The organism is Pseudoalteromonas sp. MER144-MNA-CIBAN-0113 (assembly GCF_040308965.1).
GTDB lineage: Bacteria > Pseudomonadota > Gammaproteobacteria > Enterobacterales > Alteromonadaceae > Pseudoalteromonas > Pseudoalteromonas tetraodonis.
Genome location: NZ_JBEOOG010000029.1, coordinates 13,874 through 34,426, shown reverse-complemented (window position 1 = coordinate 34,426; position 20,553 = coordinate 13,874). Strand labels below are relative to the sequence as shown.

General features: G+C 40.0%; 18 protein-coding genes. 4 read left to right on the top strand and 14 right to left on the bottom strand.

The window, feature by feature from the left end; all coding sequences use genetic code 11:
- Nucleotide 1: 1 nt before the first annotated feature.
- On the bottom strand, nt 2–634 hold the full coding sequence (locus tag AAEY57_RS09710) for a trimeric intracellular cation channel family protein (protein ID WP_350607681.1): 633 nt from the start codon (nt 632–634) through the stop codon (nt 2–4).
- Between the two features lie 439 nt (nt 635–1,073).
- Nucleotides 1,074–2,363, bottom strand: a complete 1,290-nt coding sequence (locus AAEY57_RS09705; protein WP_350607678.1) for an amidohydrolase — start codon at nt 2,361–2,363, stop codon at nt 1,074–1,076.
- A gap of 324 nt (nt 2,364–2,687) precedes the next feature.
- On the opposite strand from AAEY57_RS09705, the gene AAEY57_RS09700 reads away from it, so the two are divergent.
- Together AAEY57_RS09700 and AAEY57_RS09695 are read left to right on the top strand one after the other, a co-directional pair.
- Nucleotides 2,688–3,746, top strand: coding sequence for a hypothetical protein (locus tag AAEY57_RS09700; RefSeq protein WP_350607676.1), 1,059 nt, complete (start codon nt 2,688–2,690; stop codon nt 3,744–3,746).
- A gap of 64 nt (nt 3,747–3,810) precedes the next feature.
- On the top strand, nt 3,811–4,875 hold the full coding sequence (locus AAEY57_RS09695; RefSeq protein ID WP_350607674.1) for a hypothetical protein: 1,065 nt from the start codon (nt 3,811–3,813) through the stop codon (nt 4,873–4,875).
- Nucleotides 4,876–4,923: 48 nt separating this feature from the next.
- On the opposite strand, the gene ttcA is transcribed toward AAEY57_RS09695, so the two are convergent.
- From ttcA to ccoN, 12 genes are all read right to left on the bottom strand, one after another.
- Nucleotides 4,924–5,838 (bottom strand): tRNA 2-thiocytidine(32) synthetase TtcA, encoded by a 915-nt coding sequence (gene ttcA / locus AAEY57_RS09690; protein WP_214552969.1) that lies wholly within the window; start codon nt 5,836–5,838, stop codon nt 4,924–4,926.
- Between the two features lie 93 nt (nt 5,839–5,931).
- A complete protein-coding gene (gene uspE / locus AAEY57_RS09685) occupies nt 5,932–6,858 on the bottom strand; it encodes a universal stress protein UspE (RefSeq protein ID WP_350607672.1) in 927 nt (308 codons plus the stop codon).
- A 159-nt stretch (nt 6,859–7,017) separates the two neighbouring features.
- Nucleotides 7,018–8,172, bottom strand: a complete 1,155-nt coding sequence (locus tag AAEY57_RS09680) for a right-handed parallel beta-helix repeat-containing protein (RefSeq protein ID WP_350607670.1) — start codon at nt 8,170–8,172, stop codon at nt 7,018–7,020.
- Between the two features lie 196 nt (nt 8,173–8,368).
- Nucleotides 8,369–9,106 carry an FNR family transcription factor gene (locus AAEY57_RS09675; RefSeq protein ID WP_013464664.1) on the bottom strand — a complete coding sequence of 246 codons (738 nt, stop codon included), beginning with the start codon at nt 9,104–9,106 and terminating at the stop codon, nt 8,369–8,371.
- Nucleotides 9,107–9,148: 42 nt separating this feature from the next.
- Nucleotides 9,149–9,820: a sulfite exporter TauE/SafE family protein gene (locus AAEY57_RS09670; RefSeq protein ID WP_138687007.1), complete on the bottom strand. Its 672-nt coding sequence runs from the start codon at nt 9,818–9,820 to the stop codon at nt 9,149–9,151.
- The gene (gene ccoS / locus AAEY57_RS09665) at nt 9,813–9,980 is read right to left on the bottom strand and encodes a cbb3-type cytochrome oxidase assembly protein CcoS (protein WP_008109812.1); all 168 of its coding nucleotides are present in this window, start codon (nt 9,978–9,980) and stop codon (nt 9,813–9,815) included. The genes AAEY57_RS09670 and ccoS overlap by 8 nt, the downstream gene beginning before the upstream one ends.
- Entirely contained in the window at nt 9,977–12,349 is a 2,373-nt protein-coding gene (locus tag AAEY57_RS09660; protein ID WP_138687008.1) for a heavy metal translocating P-type ATPase, read from the bottom strand. Before AAEY57_RS09660 ends, ccoS begins: the two co-directional genes overlap by 4 nt.
- An 8-nt stretch (nt 12,350–12,357) precedes the next feature.
- Nucleotides 12,358–12,849 carry a FixH family protein gene (locus AAEY57_RS09655; protein WP_138687009.1) on the bottom strand — a complete coding sequence of 164 codons (492 nt, stop codon included), beginning with the start codon at nt 12,847–12,849 and terminating at the stop codon, nt 12,358–12,360.
- Between the two features lie 149 nt (nt 12,850–12,998).
- A complete protein-coding gene (gene ccoP, locus AAEY57_RS09650; protein ID WP_033102689.1) occupies nt 12,999–14,033 on the bottom strand; it encodes a cytochrome-c oxidase, cbb3-type subunit III in 1,035 nt (344 codons plus the stop codon).
- On the bottom strand, nt 14,030–14,215 hold the full coding sequence (locus tag AAEY57_RS09645) for a cbb3-type cytochrome oxidase subunit 3 (RefSeq protein ID WP_010389598.1): 186 nt from the start codon (nt 14,213–14,215) through the stop codon (nt 14,030–14,032). The genes ccoP and AAEY57_RS09645 overlap by 4 nt, the downstream gene beginning before the upstream one ends.
- Nucleotides 14,216–14,221: 6 nt before the next feature.
- Nucleotides 14,222–14,896 carry a cytochrome-c oxidase, cbb3-type subunit II gene (gene ccoO, locus AAEY57_RS09640; protein WP_033102690.1) on the bottom strand — a complete coding sequence of 225 codons (675 nt, stop codon included), beginning with the start codon at nt 14,894–14,896 and terminating at the stop codon, nt 14,222–14,224.
- Nucleotides 14,897–14,908: 12 nt separating this feature from the next.
- Complete coding sequence (gene ccoN / locus AAEY57_RS09635; RefSeq protein ID WP_033102691.1) at nt 14,909–16,342, bottom strand: cytochrome-c oxidase, cbb3-type subunit I; 1,434 nt, start codon at nt 16,340–16,342, stop codon at nt 14,909–14,911.
- A 337-nt stretch (nt 16,343–16,679) separates the two neighbouring features.
- Between ccoN and AAEY57_RS09630 the strand changes: the two genes are divergently transcribed.
- Nucleotides 16,680–17,108 carry a hypothetical protein gene (locus AAEY57_RS09630; RefSeq protein ID WP_350607666.1) on the top strand — a complete coding sequence of 143 codons (429 nt, stop codon included), beginning with the start codon at nt 16,680–16,682 and terminating at the stop codon, nt 17,106–17,108.
- 754 nt (nt 17,109–17,862) lie between these two features.
- The gene (locus AAEY57_RS09625) at nt 17,863–20,550 is read left to right on the top strand and encodes a TonB-dependent receptor (protein ID WP_013464672.1); all 2,688 of its coding nucleotides are present in this window, start codon (nt 17,863–17,865) and stop codon (nt 20,548–20,550) included.
- Nucleotides 20,551–20,553: the final 3 nt, after the last annotated feature.

Sequence of the window (20,553 nt, the reverse complement as noted above, 5' to 3'; positions counted from 1 at the left end):
ACTAATCGTTTATTTTTGGAGTTCGTTTTCTAAATAGGTTGGGTTGCCAGCCAAAATGGAGTGCGCCCAATCTTAAAAAAACACTGACCAACAGCGAACCAAGAATGCACCATAAATAAGGGGCTTCTAATAAAAATAGCGCGGCATAGGTCAAGCCTCCTGCAAAACAGGCGGTGGAGTAGAGCTCTTCTCGCATTACCAACGGCACTTCTCGACAGATCACGTCGCGTATTAAGCCACCAAATATCCCCGTCGTCATTCCCATTGTAAGCGCAACCACCATGGTTGTGCCTTCAATGAGCGCTTTTTCAATACCGACCACATTAAAGATAGCCATACCAATCGCATCAACCAACAACATGTAATAGTTAGACACATCGGGTAAGTGGCGAATAAACATAACAGTGACAAAAATAGCGCCATAGGTGACATATAAAAAATCTGGGTTGGCTATCCAAAAAACGGGTTGGTTAAGAAGAATATCTCTGAGCGTGCCACCGCCAAGCGCGGTGACTGAGCCAACCACCACCACTCCAAATCCGCCAATATCTTTATCATGGCCTAATAACGCACCTGAAATTGCAAAAAAAGCCACACCAATTAGGCTTAAAAAATTAAAATATTCTGCTGTCACTAAGGCGTCCTTTCCAATTTGAGAATTTATATAATTAAAGGTAAGCGAAAGGGGATTTATATTAGCTGAATAACACTAGGGTCTGTTTACCTTTCAAGGTTGAATTTGCAGCAGTCTGCTTGGTATTAAAGCAAGGCAGAGCCTGTGTGGTGTGGTTATTCCCCATAAATAGGCGATAACGCAGCATCAATGCCAAACAGGCGCTGCCCGAAGGGTTCTGCCTAGGGGCGATTTACTCTTTGTTGCCTACATGGATGTAGGTAAGGGGCGTGAGCAGGACGCGGAAGCTTTGCTCGGTTTTTACTTAGTCCACTAGGTTACAAACCTCGCGCCGTGATTAAACCGCCCCTAGCTTGAACAAATATTAATCCGCAAAGGTCAACAGACCCTAGCTTTACAAGCACAAGGTTATTACCCCTGTGCTTGTTACGTTGAGTTGTTATTGTAAGTAGTCAACAACCAGTTGAGATAATGATTCTACGCCGAGTTGTAAGGCGCTTTCGTCAACATAAAACTGAGGTGAATGATTACTTGCTGCCGTTTTAGCGTTTTGATCTTTTGGAGTGACGCCTAAAAAGTAAAATAGCCCAGGGGTTTCAAGCGCATAATAACTAAAGTCTTCTGCGCCGGTAATTAAATCGGTGGTAATAATGTTGTCAGCACCAGCAATACGGGCAAGCGTTGGGGTCATTTTTTGGGTGAGTGCTACATTGTTTAATGTGACAGGGTAGCCGTGATCTATATGCACATCAGCTTTAGCCCCCGCGGATTCGGCAACCAGCTCAGCGGTTTTAGCTAAACGTTTTTTAATATCGGCGCGCATAGTTTGATCAAAGGTTCTAATGGTACCAATCAACTCTACATTATCAGGGATTATATTTGAGCGTATGCCGCCATTAATTGCGCCAAACGAAATGACTGAAGGTGCTTTAGTTACATCAACTTGGCGAGAGGCGATTGTTTGAGTTGCCATAATAATTTGTGATGAAGCAACAATTGGGTCTACGCCATTCCATGGACGTGAACCATGTGTTTGACGCCCCGTTACGTTAATTGTGAAAGAATCTTCACTGGCCATTAGTGGCCCTTCACGAAAGCCAATTTGCCCTGTATTGAGTGAGCTGGTGACATGTAAACCAAACACGGCCTCAGGCTTTTGCTTAAATAAGCCTTCTTTTAACATCAGCTCAGCGCCACCTTCTTCGCCCTCGGGGGCACCTTCTTCAGCCGGTTGAAATACAAACAGTACTTCGCCCGCTAACTGATCTTTTATTTTTACCAGTGACTCTGCCACGGCCATTAAAATAGCAACATGAGTGTCGTGCCCGCAGGCATGCATAACGCCTACTTCATTGCCACGATAGGTTGATGTTTGTTTAGAGGCAAAGGGTAAATCAACTTGTTCGGTAACCGGTAAAGCATCCATATCAGCACGCAATGCGATTAGAGGGCCTTTTTTACCGCCACTTAATTTAGCCACAACACCGGTATGAGCAACACCGGTTTGTACTTCAAGACCCAGTGATTTTAAATGTTCAGTAATGTACTTGGCGGTTTCAAATTCGCGATTACTCAGCTCTGGATATTGATGTAAATGACGACGCCATGTAATGACTTTTTCACTCACACTTTGTGTTGCTTGTTCAAGTTGGGTGTTAACACTCGCGGCAAAACTAGGGGCGGAAATGGCGGTTAATAAAAAGCCACCACATATTATTTTTTTTATCATTATGATTCCTTGGTTGTTCGTATGTAACTAACTTACGCTATTACGCTGATAAAAAGTAGTGCCGTGCGATAGTTAACAAAAAAGTTCACGGTGTTTTCAATGGCGGTTTATAAAGCCCATAAACTGTTCCAAATAGCACAATAGTTTAGCGCTTTTGTCGTATTTTAACGCAGATATTTAGCCTTAACAGCGAAAATGATAACAAAATGTTGCATTTTTCAACTTTGTTCCCAATACTGGTCAATGCGTTACTTTTACCATGCACCGACAACAGCGTGTAACAAGCTAAGCATAATAAAAATATTGAATCAGTTAAGGATTAATATGAACAACACACACATATTTAAACGCGTCTCTTTATTTGCAGCAGCATTAAGCCTGCTAATGAGTTTTTCTGCGCTCAGTAAAGAGTATAAAGTAATTTTAATTCATGGTTTGCAGGTATCACAACTTACCAATAGAGCAGCCAGTGATGTGGTAAACGATGGACAAAGCTATTGGCAGTCTTATTGGGTGAATCGCGCAGATGAGCGCATCGATTGGCCTGCATATGAACGAATAGAAGGAAAAATCACCACCGATTGGGTATGGCCTAAACTACAGCAAATTTCTCGCTCAAATCTATGCGAGCTAGGCTGTGTATTTGTGACTCATTCAACCGGTGACTTAGTTGCCCGATATATTATAGATAACCAAGAAAACTGGCTTGAAAATGCCGGATTACAGCCGCTTAATATTATTGCCACCTTTGATTTAGCCGGTGCTGGTGGCGGCAGTGAATTGGCCGACTTAGCGGTGAGTACATTAACAGGCGCATCGTGGAATTTTGCTGTAGATGCCGCGCTAACGTGGTGGTTAGGCAGTGAAGTTAATGAGGCGGTAGGCGTATTGCACGATTTAAAAGTAAATAATGCACGCAGAATTGCGCCATTACCTGATGCACGCACACCTCGTTTACGTTTTGTAGCCGATGGTAATGCTTACTTAGGTTTAACGGCTGGATTTTTACGCGGTAATGACGACTCGGTAGTGGCTACTCACTCATCATGTGGTGCAAGCTCGGTAAACTCATTTGGTAGCTGTAGCACCAATATTGACACTAATGGGCGTTTAAAATCGCAAGGTGATGCTGTTAATAGTTTTATGCCATATCATTATCCATTAATGATGACTAACAGTTACAGTCATAATGAGATTCAACAAGCGCAGCGCCAAGGAAATGTAACGATTGCGATGAATAACATTACGGTAGCTGGCGACACGCTAGGGTTTGAAACCGAAGATGAAACCACAGGTAGTTGGTTTTGGAAGAAACAATATCGTTATGTAAAAGACTCAGATAATTTGAGTGCATCGGCACTTATATATAATGTGATCCCGTGATATAAGCATACTTAAAACATCGTGTAGTATACGTACTACACGTTTTATATAGGATAACTAACCGATGAAAAAGTCCTACGTGATTGGCTTTGCTATCAGCATGGGCCTACTTATGTGGTTTTTAATTGATGAGGGTCATGCAAGTTACCCCCTAAAACAAGACCCTCTCAATGATAAAAAGCCGATATCGACACCTCCTGCTCAGCAGCGTGCGCTAAGCCAACCTGTGACAAAGGCAACAACAAAAACCAGCTCAGTAACTCAGTCAGCATTTGATGAAGACTTAGCCAAAGCGGCATCGGCGGTGGCACAACAGTATCAACAAAGTTTGGCGTTTCCGCCTTATTCACAACCATTAACGGTATATGATGAGGACAGACTTAAGCCAAATCAGTTCTTTCCTGTTAGCAGCCCAGTGGGTGAGCAAGGAGGGGAGTTAACAGTGAGCTTGTCTCAATATCGGTATGTGTATCCACAAGCTATAGAGCTAACCGTAAGCGCCCCAAATTTAGGTAAGGCGGTAGTGACACTCAGTAATGCAGACACCAAAAAGTCGCTAAAAACGCAAAGCGGTGTGGCTCGTCAAAATGAGCTGGCAATGACATTTAAAGGTGAAGAAGACTATCCACGTAATTTACAATTATTAGTTGAAGCCGATATCGCGGGTAAAATAGTTCCTGTGGTGGCACAAATACACTATATGCCGCCTAGTGCAACGCTAACTAGCTTTAATAACGCGTATCCACGTAATGATAATATGATAGTGCCTGCTAATTTAACGGTTATAAAAAGTGGCTTATACCGTTTAAGAGCTAACTTATACAGTGGCACCTCGCCATTAGCACATTTAGTTGCTAAAGCACGTTTAAATGAGGGCAGTCAGCAAATTGACTTTAAAGCGCATTGGTCTGTTTTGCCCAAGCAAACGAATGACTTACGGTTAAGCGATTTTGTTGTTGAGCGTATGTCGCCAAGCCCAGGTGAGCTTAACAGTTTTGGTGAAAGTGAAATTAGCGAGTTTACTATTGAAGATTTTGCTTACGACAGCTTACAGCAGTTGCCTTATCAGGCAAACAAACAAGAAATGCAGAGTTTAGAGTTTTTACAAGGATTAGCTGCTGGTCAGTAGCAGCATAGAACAAAGTGAAGGGTTTGCATTACTGCAAACCCTTAAAAATTAGCTTAAATTAATGGTAACCACGTCGGCTTGGTGTGTTTCATCTTGTTCATGATTAACTGGCACTTTTGGAATATCTGGTTTATCGAGCGCGATATCGCCCCCATCAATAACGTCACCCGTTTGCAAGTTGGTAAAATCAAATAATTGATTATCAGCTAAGTGTGAAGGCACAACGTTTTGCATGGCGGTGAAAATACTCTCTATACGGCCTGGGTGCTCTTTATTCCATTGCTCTAGCATATTTTTAGTGTGTTTACGCTGTAAGTTTTCTTGTGAGCCACATAAATTACACGGAATAATAGGGTAGCCTTGGCTGAACGCATATTTGCTTATATCGGCTTCTTTACAATATGCCAGTGGGCGAATAACCATATGCTCACCGTTATCGCTCATTAGTTTAGCCGGCATACTTTTTAGTTTTCCGCCATAAAACATATTTAAAAACAAGGTTTCTATCATATCATCGCGGTGATGACCCAGTGCAATTTTAGTCGCACCTAACTCTTTAGCAGTGCGATATAAAATACCGCGGCGCAAGCGAGAGCAAAGCGAGCAGGTTGTTTTACCCTCAGGAATAATATCAGTTACAATACTGTAGGTATCTTCTTCTACAATTTTGTATTCAATATTTAAATTATCAAGATACTCAGGAAGCACATGCTCAGGAAAACCAGGTTGTTTTTGGTCGAGATTTACTGCAAATAAATCAAACTTGATAGGTGCAACACGTTGTAAATGTTGCAACATGTCGAGCATAGTGTAACTGTCTTTGCCACCCGATAAGCACACCATAATACGGTCACCTTCTTCAATCATGTTAAAGTCCATGACAGCTTGACCTGTGAGGCGGCGTAAACGCTTTTGAAGCTTATTTAAGTTGTATTGAGCTTTGGCTTGAGCAGAATGAGACACTACGCCCCCTTATAAAATAGTACGGCAAAATTAATTGCTAAAAATAAAGGGGCGTATTATAAGTCATATGTAATATGGGAGCTACTGCAAACGCTAACTTTCTGCAAGCGGGCTTACGTACCCATCAGGTTTAAGTGCAAGTACATCACAATCAAGGCTGTCAATAACATGCTCAGCAGTGTTGCCTACTAAGGCAGCGCTTAAGCCAGTCCGTCCGACCGTGCCAATAACCACTAATTCGCTGTTTAAGCGTTTTGCAACATCCGGTATCACATCTTCTGGCAATCCCTCTTCAATAAAGCATTGATCAGAGGTTAGGTTAAACTCATTAGCGAGTTCATTGGTTGATTCAATATGATGTTTTTTAACTGATTCGTTATATAACCCTGGGTTAAACTCAGGGATCTCTATGGCTATATTAACCGGTGTAGCAGGGTATGCATTGACTAAGTTAAGTTTAGCATTAGCCAGTTCACATAAAAATTGTGCATCTTTAATTATGCGTTTATTAAGTGACAGGTGCTGATCGTTTTCACTGACTGCATTAACAGCCGCTAAAATATTCCCATGTGCTGGCCACGCCATATCTTTTACAAATAATACAGGGGTTGGGCATTTTCTGACTAAGTGCCAGTCTGTTGGCGTGAAAATAACCGCTTTAAGCGCACCATGCTGATGAGTACCTTTGATCACTAGGTCATATTTATCATTAATAACGGTATTAATAATGGCTTCGTAAGGGCGGTTATGCCAAATGACTTGGGTATTAATATTAATGTTTTGATAAGGAGAGACAAGATCTTTTAACCATAGTTCGCGATCTTTTAACACCGCTTTACGCATTGCTTCACGTTCATCACCTGATAGCATAGTAGTCATTTCGTAAGAGAAATCATAAACCGTCATAAAGGCGGTAATGCTAGCCCCTGATTTTTTGGCTAAATCTAATGAACGCGCGAGGGCATTTTGATCGTCTTTAGTTGGGTCAATAACCGCGATAATACGTTTAATCGTTTCCATTGTGCTACTCCATTCACTTAACAGTTATACCTTGAGTGTAACGCAAATACACAACAGTTAAAGGGGTAGCACTAATATTCTTGTTCTATATCAAGAAATAAAGCTTCTCTAATTTTGAAACCCTTATCCTGCATGAACGTGTGTAGAGCTTTACAAAATTTAATTATTTTCAGGCTTTATTAAAGTGTTGTCTTGCACAGTGAATCCACTCGTTTTTTTCACAAAGCCCACTTCAGGTAGTAAGTTATAAACGTTATCTTTAATGGTAGAAAACAGATAACTCTTTCCACCTCTACTGAATAAGTTAATAAGATACCAATATTTCTTTTCAGGATAAACAGTCATATCAACGTCAATAAAGTGATTGTTATTGATATAAATGCCTCTTACGTATTTGTCATCTATTAGCTCGCCGGTTACATCTGACTGTATTCTAATGCCTCCCTTAGAACGTAAAACTGTATTGTGAGTAAAATAAATACTTCCCCAATTAAAAGGCTCCGTCACACTTTTTGGTTTATTTGGGTAAGCATTGAGGATAAACTTATCACTGTCTATGAAGGTATTAGCAATAATTTTTACGTTAGAGTAATAAGTAATTTCTATAGCGGTGCCTTTGGTGTTTTTGAAAGTGTTATATCTTACTAGAGCCTTTGATACAGGTTTAACCGTGGCAAATTTCAATGATCCCTTCAATCCCTCAAAAATATTATCTTCAACTGTAATATCATGCGTACCTCCATAGTTATTATTCCACGGGTGAGTAGTTGTTACTTGTGTGACATTTTCAAAGTAATTATTACGAATATCAATTCTGAAAGAATTGATATTCGTATCATGGGATGATAAGTGTGAAGACGTTGCTCTTATCGCTGCATCGCCAAAATCAAAAAATTGATTATGTTTAATTGAAATATCTTCGGAGCCGGCAAAAAGGATACCTTGCTCACCCCAAACATAATTAATTTTGTCTGTCGTTAACCCCCTAAAAATAAAACCATTAATTTCTATGAAGCGTGAATTATAAAAGGATAAAATATACTCTCCTTCAAATTGGTCACACTTTTTTAGTATAACGCCAGTATTAGCTGTAATAACAATATTGTTAAGATTTCTAACAATAATAGCTGAGCAGATGTCATAAACTCCTGGCTTGTCTATTTTAAGCTCAGAATTTTCTGCAGTGTTTAAAATCAAGTCTTTTAGTGCTTCTGAGTCATCAATGCCGTCATCGGGGATCATTGAGCTCGATGCTTGGCTACTATATAAAATACTTAAAGAAAGAGCGATAAATAGAAATAAAGATTTAGGCATAAGATTGTCCTTCTATGTAAGAGTTTAATAGGACGTAGTTGCTTTTATATTAAAAAATGAGCCAGACAATTCATTCATCGACTCTTAAAAGTGAATGGTTAATACCTCTACTCAAAGTGTTAGTAGAGATAGAGCATAATTGCAATAATTACGCTCCAATTCAGGGTAGGATTAATTTTAAAATGAGAAATGATTATTAACGAGGCTTAACAATCGCAGCCGTTTTGGCTAAAGCGTCATTATCTAAAATAGTAATAAATTTACCTTCTACTTTAATTAAGTCGGCTTTTTGAAAACGGCTTAATAAACGGCTGATAGTTTCTACTGTTAAACCAAGGTAGTTGCCAATTTCGCCGCGAGTCATGGTAAATCTAAATTCTTTACGTGAAAAACCACGCTCACCAAAACGCTCTGATAAGTTATAAATAAAGCTAGCAAGACGTTCTTCTGCTGATTTTTTATTAAGTAATAATAGCATTTCCTGATCGTAGGTTATTTCACTGCTCATTAAACGCATTATTTGTTGGCGCAATTTAGGCAGTTTACCGGCTAGTTCGTCAAGAGTTTCAAAGGGAATTTCACATACCATTGAGGTTTCTAGTGCTTGAGAAAAACTTTGATGTTGCATTTTATTGATGGCGTCAAAGCCAACAAGGTCACCCGCTAAATGAAAGCCTGTAATTTGTTCATCGCCTTGCTCTGACAAGGTATACGATTTAAACGACCCCGAACGAACTGCATAAATTGCATTTAAAGGTGCGCCCGACTCAAATAAGTAGTCACCCTTGTGTAATGGTTTTTTTCGCTCAATGATCTCATCAAGTTTATCCATTTCTTGGCCATTTAAAGAAAATGGTAAACATAACTGGCTAATACTGCAGTTATTACAGCTAATGGCACAATTACCTTTAGCACGACTTTGAGAAAAATCCATAAGTTCAATCCGTTAAATTTCTATGCACAACATTTACCAATGTTAATGCACTAGCTTGTCTGTTGCAATGATCAAAAGGTAGATACCATACCAAATGATAACACTGCCTAATATTATTCGCGTCCAAGGGTGATTAAAAAGCGTATTGAGCTTTTGTGCAGCCACACCTAAGGTGATCATGGCAGGGAACGTCCCTAGGGCAAATGCCAGCATAACCAGAGCACCATTTATGGCAGTGCCACTGGTCATCGCCCATGTGAGCGCAGAATATACTAAGCCGCACGGTAACCAGCCCCATAGTGCGCCATAACCAAGCGCTTTCAATGGGGAATCAATGGGCATTAAATATTTATTAAGTTTAATTAAGTGCTGCCAAATGAGGGTTTTGCCAAGTTTTTCGAGCCATTGTAATGTCGCGGCTAAGCGCATAATATAAACGCCAACCAGTAACATAAAAATACCAGCTAAAAATGACAAAAATAATGAAAAGGCAGAATTTTGCGTGGCAAACTGGCTACTAATACCCGCAACAAGGGCTCCTGCAAGCATATAACTTAAAGCTCTACCGCTGTTATAAGCTAGAGAATATAACCACGTTTGGCGTTTGTTGCTGGCAAGCTGTAATGAACTGGCAATACCGCCACACATAGCAATGCAATGGCCACTGCCAATTAAGCCCATTAAAAAAGCGCTAACAAAAACAGGGTCAATCATTACTTTTATTATGTTGCTCTTTATCGTCTTCAAACAAAATACTATGGCCTTGCTTGTTTAAATCAGAGAATTGCTCACCTTTTACTGCCCAAAAAAATACGCCAATAGCAATTAATACAAACAAAATAGCGATAGGAACTAAAATATAAATTATGCTCATAACTTTAATAGCCTTAGTGAATTACATATCACAATAATAGAGCTGGCAGACATACCAATAACGGCCATCCATGGCGCAACTAAGCCCATAGCCGCTAGCGGTAATATAGAGCCATTATATAATAAAGAAAGCGCCAAGTTTTGCTTAATTATACGCCGTGTTTGTTTAGCAATAGTTAACAAATGCGAGATAGAAGCTAAATCACTGTTAAGCAGCACAACATCGGCACTGTTTTTAGAGATATCAGCTCCTGTTTCCATGGCGATTGATAAGTGGGCGCTGGCAAATACTGGGCTGTCGTTTACGCCATCGCCAACCATAGCAACAACTTCACCTTGAGTTGACCAATGATCAACGGCGTCTTGTTTATCTTTTGGACTACAACTGGCTTGTACTGAATCAAGCTTTAATTTTTTTGCCACCTTGGCACCGGCATCTGAGGCGTCACCTGTTAGCATATGACAACTTAGATTGGCAGCCTTTAACGAGTTAATGAGTTTATCGGCATCTGTTTTTACTTTATCAACAAAGTAAAAGCGTGCAACGGGTTGCTTGTTTATGTAAAGGGTAGCTTGCGCATTGGTTTTTTTGGTATCAAACCAGCCACTTTTACCAATGGCGTAGTGCGTATTTTCGTATTGAGCGCTGATCCCAACCCCTGGATGGAGCTGTACATCGTCAAATTTACGCTGACCTTTAAACTCTTTAAAGGCACTAGCAATAGGGTGCTCCGAATAGCTCTCAAGCTGTGCTGCAATATCAAGAATTTGCTCTTTGCTGTATTTACCATCAAGTATGTCAACAACGTCGAGGCTAAATTTACCTTGCGTAAGCGTACCGGTTTTATCAAAAGCAACTAAAGTAAGTTTTGAGAGTGTTTCGAGCACATGTGCTTGCTTAATTAATATACCTTTACGAGTTAAGGTAGCCACAGCACACGTTAACGCGGTTGGAATAGCTAAACTTAATGCGCACGGGCAGGTGGCCACTAACACCGATATAGTGATCCAAAAAGCGACATCAGGGTCAATTTGATACCAGCCAATGGCGGTTAGAGAGGCAAATACCAGTAATACGGCAACAAACCACTGCGCTACTTTGTCGGTAATTTCTACTAACCGTGGGCGTTTTGTTAGGGCATTATGTTGCAGGCGAATAATTTGATTAAGCAGGGTATTTTGGCCCAGCTTATTGATTTTTATTTCAATAATACCATCATGATTAACCGTGCCCGCATACACGTTATGATCAATATACTTTCGTACTGGCTGATGTTCACCAGTCATCATAGACTCATCAACACTGGTGCTGCCTTTGACTAAGATGCCATCGGCAGGGATAGTTTCGCCTGCTTTTATTAAAACGATATCGTTAAGCTTGAGCTTTTTAGCGGCAATTATGTGCTCTTTGCCGTTTTCATCGAGTGTACGGGCAGTCAGTGGCAGTAGCTTTTGTAAGTTGGCTGTAAATTCACTGGCCTTTAAGCGCGCTCTAAATTCTAAGTATTTACCTAATAAGAGTAAAAAGGTAAACATACAAATAGATTCAAAGTAAACTTCACCGACTTCCATTACGGTGGCGTAACAGCTTGCGCCATAGGCACCAAAAATCGCCAATGATACCGGTAAATCCATATTCAGTTGTTTTGCTTTTAAGCCGTTAATTGCATTACTTAAAAAGGGCAGGGCGCTGTATAAAATAACGGGCGTTGCAAGGATCAAGCTGATCCATCTAAAGTACTGTTCAAAATTACTGTCCATCCCAGAGAACATGCCAAAGTACATAGCAAAGGCAAACATCATCACTTGCATGGTCATTAAGCCTGCCACGCCGAGGCGGCGAATATAGGCTTTAGCTGTTTGTTGTTTTTGCTGGGCTTCTAAATCTGATTGGAATGGATAGGCTTTGTAACCTATTTCAGCCAGTGAGGTGATTAGCTCACTTAAAGGGGTTGCGCTTTTATCCCATTGGATCATAGCGCGATTAGTTGAGGTGTTTACATCAACGCGCTTTACCGATTTAAGGTTAAGTAATTGCTTTTCAATAAGCCAGGCACAGGCGGCGCAGGTAATGCCCTCAACACTGAGAAGCACCTCAGAGTTGTCGTTATGCGTACTGATAAACTCATCTTGAATATCTTCATTGTCATAGCTTTTAATAAAAGCGAGTTGTTCAGGGACGAGTTGCTCTACTTTACCGGCACTAACAGTGCGATATTTGTAGTAGTCGGTCATCCTTTGGTCAATGATATTTTGTGCAACAGCTTGGCAGCCAATGCAACACATTGGCTCAGCGGTATTGTCTATAACAACATGTGCGCTAAATCCAGCAGGCACACTTTCAAGACAATGAAAGCAATTTTTAGACATACTAAATACTACTTATAGTTAGGAGTCACTAAAACGGTGGCGGTGGTTGGTAAAGTAATACTCTCTTTCATTTTCCAACTAGCATCAACAGGCTCAATAAACACTGAGTAAGCACCAGGCGTGTAGCTTTCTAATAATGCAGTAAACTCTTGATTAGCATTTGGAGTGAGGGTAGCTTCAAAATCATGAGCTTTTATAGTGCGATGAAAAAACGATAATTTTAGCGCGTGGATATTACTGGTATCGCCTTTGGTAAATTTAAAGCTGACACGCTCATCTGATACATTTAGGTCGCCATGTAAATACAACGCTTTTGCTTTATCAAACTTAACGAGTTCTAAGTTGATTGCTTTGCCTTTTTTATAGTAATCATCTACAACCATATCTGGGCCGTTACCAATGGCTGTAATAAATAAACTAATGCAGCCAATAATTGCAGCTAAAGGAAAGAAGATTAAAAACCAAGGCCAAAAATTTTTATACCACGGAGTCGGTTGCATAGTCGCTCTAAAATTAATTAATGTGCGGCTATATTATAATAAATAGAATGAAAAGACTAAAAAAAAGCCTCCGAGTGGAGGCTTTTTTGATCTGAATTAATCTACTGAAATAAAAAGATTAAAACTGAAACGTTTTGTTAACTTTATCGTTATTTATCTTGCGATAAGCTGTAAACGTAAGCAGTTAATAGGTGAATTTTATCTTCGCCTAAAATCTCTTTCCAAGCAGGCATTACACCAGCGCGGCCATGGTTAAGTGTTTCTTCAACTGCACGTTGAGAACCACCGTACAACCAAATGTTATCAGTTAGATTTGGTGCACCAAACGGTAAGTTGTGTGCAACTGAACCTTTACCATCTGCACCATGACATGCTGCACACATAGCAAATTTTGCTTTGCCTGCATCGGCATCTTTTTGGTTAACAGTACGACCAGATAGGCTAAGTACGTAAGCCGTCATTTCTTTAACGCCTTGCTCACCTAATGCATCACCCCAAGGTGGCATTGCTGCAACACGGCCTAAAAGTAATGTTTCTCTGATTTTGTCAGGTGTACCACCGTACAACCAATCGTTGTCAGTGAGGTTAGGGAAGCCAGTACCACCACGAGCATCAGAGCCATGACATTGTGCACAGTTTTGTGAGAACAAACGTTGACCAATTTCAACCGCTAGTTGACCTTGAGTTTGCTCATGTTTAGTGCCGTTTTCTAGCGCAACTTGCTGTGCTGCATCACCAGCAAATTTAGACTCTACTAGATCTAGAACAGGTATTTGAGCCAATTCATTAAAAATTGGGCCAAAACGCTCTTCAGCAGCGCGGTATTCAGCATCTAGCTTTACAAAACGGCCATCTTCTTTCGCTTCAAGGACTGCTTCTTTCGATTCAGTTAAAGAGGTAATACCTTGGTTTGAGCTTGTCCATTTTGCTAAACCTTCCCAATTACCTAAACCTGGGTAGGCTGCTAAGTAATAAACAGACCACACAAACGTTGCGAAGAACATGTAAGTCCACCATTTTGGTAGTGGATTGTTTAATTCTTCAATGCCGTCAAACTCATGTCCACAGCTTTCACCTTCTTTTACACCTACATAGTTTTTTAAGTTCCAAACTAGTAGACCAAAGATAATGATTAAGCATGCAAGGGTTAATACAATAACCCATATACTCCAAAAGCTAGTCATTTCTCAGACCCCTTTTCCTCGTTAGAGAGTGTATTGTTGTGTTTTTTTTCATCTTCAAATATGACATTAGCAGCGTCTTTAAAACGACTTTTACTACGCTTGCTATATGCCCATCCAACAATCACAATAAATAATACTAAAATTACCAGAGTCAAAATGCCTCTGTATGTCCCGTAGTCCATAATAATCTACTTCAAATGTGTGCCAAGTTGTTGCAAATAAGCGATAAGGGCTTGCATTTCTGTTGCACCTTTACCGTCATTCATTGCGTCAACTTTAGCAATGTCAGCGATTAATTCCTCGTCACTGCCATAACCTAGACCCGGGTGTTTTGGGTTTTCTGGATTGATAGCAAACGTGTCACGGAAAATTTGTAGTTTTTTCAGAGTTAAGCTTGTATCAAGCGTGTTCTCTGCTAACCAAGGGAAACTTGGCATATTAGACTCAGGAACCACGGCACGTGGATCCATTAAGTGCGCATAATGCCAATCATCTGAGTAACGTTTACCTACTCGTGCTAAGTCAGGGCCAGTTCGTTTAGAACCCCAAAGGAAAGGGTGATCCCATACTGACTCGCCTGCTACAGAGTAGTGACCGTAACGCTCAACTTCATCACGAAATGGACGGATCATTTGAGAATGACAGTTAGCACAACCTTCACGTACATAAATGTCGCGACCTTCAAACTCTAGTGCGTTTAACGGGCGTAACCCATCCACTGGCTTGGTTGTATCGTCTTGGAACATTAGCGGCGTAATTTCCACGAGTGCACCAAAGCTGATTGCAAAAACAGTCAAGATGGCCATAAGGCCGATGTTTTTCTCGATTATTTCGTGTTTATTTTGCGAATTTTTATTGCTCATTATCTGACTCCGTTATGCTAACTGCGCTTGTTCATCAAGTTCTAGCGAATTATTTTTCGCTGAAACTGTACGATAAACGTTATAAGCCATAATCAGCATACCTGCGACGATGAAAACACCACCTAAGAAACGCATAACATAGAAAGGATGAGAGGCTTCTAACGACTGTACAAAGCTGTACATTAATGTACCGTCAGAGTTAACTGCACGCCACATTAGACCTTGCATTACACCTGAAATCCACATTGCAACAATGTATAAAACAACACCCACTGTGTGTAACCAGAAGTGTGTATTGATTAATTTGATGCTGTACATACGACCTTGCGAGAATAACGCAGGGATAAGGTGGTAAATAGCACCGATAGAAATCATCGCAACCCAACCTAATGCACCTGAGTGAACGTGACCTACAGTCCAATCTGTGTAGTGCGATAACGCATTAACAGATTTAATTGCCATCATCGGGCCTTCAAATGTCGACATACCGTAGAAAGACAATGAAACCACTAAGAAACGTAAAACTGGGTCAGTACGTAGCTTATGCCATGCACCTGAGAGCGTCATAATACCGTTGATCATACCCCCCCAAGACGGTACGAATAAGATAATAGACATCACCATACCTAAGCTTTGCGTCCAATCAGGAAGCGCAGTGTAGTGAAGGTGGTGAGGACCTGCCCAAATGTAAAGCGAGATAAGAGCCCAAAAGTGAACAACCGATAAACGGTATGAGTAAACTGGACGACCCGCTTGCTTTGGTACAAAGTAATACATCATACCTAGGAAGCCAGCAGTTAGAAGGAAACCTACTGCATTGTGTCCGTACCACCACTGAACCATTGCATCAACCGCACCGGCGTAAATTGAGTATGATTTAGTTAGTGAGACAGGAACAGCCATGCTGTTAACAATATGAAGTACTGCAACAGTAATAATGAAACCAGCATAGAACCAGTTAGCTACATAAATATGCGCTACTTTGCGTTTTGCAATAGTGCCCATAAATACAATAGCGTAAGTTACCCAAACAACAGCAATTAAGATATCGATTGGCCACTCAAGTTCTGCATACTCTTTAGAACTTGAAATACCCATAGGTAGAGTAATTGCTGCTAGAACAATAACTAACTGCCAACCCCAGAAGGTAAAGGCGGCTAATTTGTCTGAAAGAAGGCGCGTTTGACATGTACGTTGTACGACGTAATAAGACGTCGCAAAAAGTGCACTTGTACCAAATGCGAAAATTACTGCGTTCGTGTGTAACGGACGAAGTCGAGAGTAAGTTAACCATGGTGTGTCAAAGTTAAGAGCTGGCCAAGCTAATTGGGCAGCTATCAGAACCCCAATACCCATGCCAACGATGCCCCAAATCACTGTCATAATAGCGAATTGGCGTACAACTTTATAATTGTACTCAGTTTGTGATGCTACTGTTTGGCTCATTTTCTGGCTTCCGCTGCAATAAATGCGTTTAGAAATGAATTACCTACTTGTAAAAGTAGGACCTACTATTATTCCAAAGTATACTATCTAAAACCCACAATATGTGGTTGTTAAAGATAATAATCTCAAGAAATACTTGTTTTTTTTGCGGTTGAAATGATAAATTTTTTGGCCTTAAAAAGATAGGTCAATTGCGTAATAATATGACATCAATCAAACTTTATTAACTTGCTGTCTATTTTTTGAGGTGATTTGTACCTTACTTGCCCATTAAAGCCGATAATCAACCAACGTGTCCAAATGTTGGACTAATACATTAGATACTTTGAGAACCTGCATGTATATATATAGAGTATGTTTACTTTCTTTTCTACTATTCTTACTAGGTTGTGACTTTTCTGGATCAACATCAACACCAAAAGTAAATCAATCACAAACAGAGTGTAAAAATAACAACTCGTGTATTTTTCCAAATCAAGTTAAAGTTTGGCTAAGCGAAGAAACCCTATCACCAGAGACACCGTTTTCAATTTACACTCAGTTACCGACTGGTGAAACAATAACAGCGGCTAAATTGGAGGGGGTAACTATGTATATGGGTTACATTCCCGTGCAATTTAAAAATCAGGGCAGCGTTTGGGTAGCTAATACTATGGTAGGGATTTGCTCGGAAAAAAACATGGTGTGGAAGCTTATTCTTACTACTGTCGATACAAACACTGGCATAAGTGAAAATGTTGAATATTTTTTTAACGTTACCTATTAAAGGCTTTCTACTCAGGCGTGGTTTTTAACTGCGCCATTCCCGTAAAATTATAGCGGAAAGCCAAATGCCTCACATTTAATAGTTATTTGCAATTAAAGTACATCTGATAAAATAACCATTCTGAATAAAGCTTTTACATACCCATTTACCTTCCAAGTTTATAACTTAAGCTCTGCTTGGCTTACTTTTTTAATTGTGCTCATACGTGCAATAAAGCACCTATATCATTTGTATGTAGATTTATCTAATGGACCCACTTTAGTAGCCGTTTTTAGTTTAATTGGCAGCCCGTCTTAAACCTTCAATACACATAAAATTTGCATGATTAAAACTTATAACAAAAAAATTCAGACTAAATAAACAATCTACTTGCATAAATATGGTTAGTAATTAACACCTAGTTTTACCGTTTTAATAACGAGCTGTGATTAACATGTTAATTTTCCTGTTTAGGGCACATTAATGTAATAATTACATTTGATTACAAACTCTACTCATTTGATTTCAGCTGTGTTTTTTATGTGATTACTTAGTCTTTAATTATTGATTATAAAGTGTTTTTATTAATTAACAATGAAACATACTGTAACCTTTGTTCCTTTCGCGGGACGTTTTAATTTTTATTGATTGCACCGTGATCGCTCATTAAGTTTTCATTCAGTTAAAGGCGCCTAAGTTGCTCCCGCTCACTCAAAATTCTCATAAAAGTGAGCATTACCAATTTAGGTAAATTTCCAACAAGTAGGGTTCATCCATGAAAAAATCAACTCTTGGTTTAGCTGTAATTGCAGCAATCCCAATGTTCTCAAGTGTTCAAGTTTTAGCTGCAGACGAAGCAGCAAAGTCAATTGAAAAAATTCAAGTAACGGGTTCTCGTATTAAGCGTTCAGATATGGAAACGGCTAGCCCAGTTACACTTATCGGTGCCGATGAAATTAAAGCATCAGGTGCAACATCTGTAGATAGCGTATTACAACAAATGACGGCTACGGGTGGTGCAATGACAAACCCTGGCGTTAATAATGGCTCTGGCGGTGGTGCATCTATAGATTTACGTGGTTTAGGTTCACAGCGTACTTTAGTACTTGTTAATGGTCGTCGTATGATCAATTCAGGTACTGGTGCGGCTTCAACGGTTGATTTAAATACTATTCCAGTATCAATGATCAAACAAATTGAAGTACTTAAAGACGGTGCTTCTGCAGTATACGGCACAGATGCTGTAGCTGGTGTTGTAAATATTATCCTTAAAAATGACTTTGAAGGTTTAGATTTAAACGTCAACACAGCCATGACTTCAAAACATGATGCGTCAGAAACATCAATCGACTTTACCTTAGGTACAACATTTGACAAAGGTAATATGGTTTTTGGTATTCAATACACTGATCGTGGTGAAGCAAGTCAAGGTGATCGTGGTTTCTCATCATGTCCTTTATTTGAAGGCGAAAATGGACTTTTCTGTGGCGGTTCTTCATTCAGCGAAGGCGGCCATATTTACAATGTTAATACAGCTAATATCATCAACGATAAAGGTGAAATCGAGAAGCAGGGTGTTGCTGACGATGCTGGTTTAAGTGGCCTTGGCGGTAACTTACACCGCTATACCGATGAAAACGATGCATACAACTATGCGTCTAAAAGCTACCTATACACACCTATGGAACGCTTAAACATCACAGGTTTAGGTAATTATGAACTAAATGATGACACAATGCTTTTCAGCGAGTTTACCTATACTAAGCGCTGGTCAGAGCAAAAGTTAGCACCACAGCCTATCAACTTTGGCTTTAAATATACCGAAGATATGGGTGACAGCTTACTGTCACAAACTTATGATAAGCGACAAGTCGTTAACGGTGCATTTGTAAAAGATGCTAATGATAATTACGTTACAACACCGACTAATTACGCCTATGGTGATGAAATAAGCTACCGTCGTCGCATGGCTGAAAGTGGTACTCGTGACTTATCGCAAACAGTTGATACTGTTCGTGTTGTTGTGGGTGCTGAAGGTATTATTGGTGATTATTCATGGGATGCATCAGCAAACTTTGGTCGCAATGATTCTGTTGATAAAATGAGTAATCTGCACAACGTTTCTGCAATCACAGAAGACTTAGCTGCAGGTACATTTAAGCCTTTAAATGAGGCATCTTGGTCACAAGAAAACATTCAAGATTATATATACACAGAGCAAAACTCAGGTGGAAGCCAGTTATTTATTTTGGCAGCCTCATTATCTGGTGAAATGTTTGAGTTACCTGCAGGTTATGCTGCATTTGCAGCGGGTGTAGAGCGTCGCCAAGAAAAGGCATGGTATAACCCTGATTCAATTGCTGCTCAAGGTCTAGGTAACGATCCACGTGTAGATCCAACAAGTGGTGGGTTTGATGTGAATGAGGCTTATGTTGAGTTTGCATTACCCTTACTATCTGAGCTTCCATTTGCAGAATATGTTGAATTAAGTGCGGCAATCCGCGCGTTTGATTACAGCACTTTTGGTTCTGATGAAACATGGAAACTTGGTTTTACTTGGAAAGCAAATGATGAATTGATGTTCCGTGGCGTACGTTCAACCGCATTCCGTGCTCCAACGGTAGATGAGCTTTACTCAGGTAATGCGCCATCTTATGAGCAAGTAAAATACCCAGGTGCTGATAGCCAGGCAGAAGTAACTGTGGGCGGTAATCAAAATCTAACACCAGAAGAAGCTGATACTTTAACGTTTGGTGTGGTGTACGAACCACAATGGTTTGAAGGTTTCTCAATGACCGTAGATTACTACGACATTGAAATCGAAAATGCTATTTCAACATACAACAACCAATTCGTTGTTGATCAATGTATTGGTAATTCAAACAGCAGTTCAAACGAACTTTGTGCAAGCACAGGTGCAATTTTACAAGCTGATGGTCGAATTGTGTTCAATAATCAGCTTCGTAATATTGGTTCTGAAAAAACATCTGGCATTGACTTAAATCTGAAGTATTCATTTGATGCATTAGGCTTAAGCTGGAGAGCTGGCCTTGATACAACATATTTAGATGAATACGTTGTTGATACGGGTGCTGTTGTAGATTACGCTGGTTACATTACGGGTGGCGCTGGTAGTTACGCAGATATCAAATCAAACTTTAACTTAACAGTTAAAGGAGATAACTGGGATGCAACTTATGAAGCACGCTACATTGCTGGCCTAGATAGCTTCGCATGTATTGATGGTGAGACATGTTATGCACCTTCAACGCCTTCAGTTGTGTACCATGACATTAGTGGATCTTACTTAATTAATGATACAGTGACATTGTCTGCAGGTGTTAATAACTTATTTGATAAAGAGCCACCGTATTACTCAGGTAATAACGATTCAAACACTGACCCGTACACGTTTGATACGTTAGGTCGTCGTTTATTCGCTGGCGTAAACGTTAAGTTCTAATTT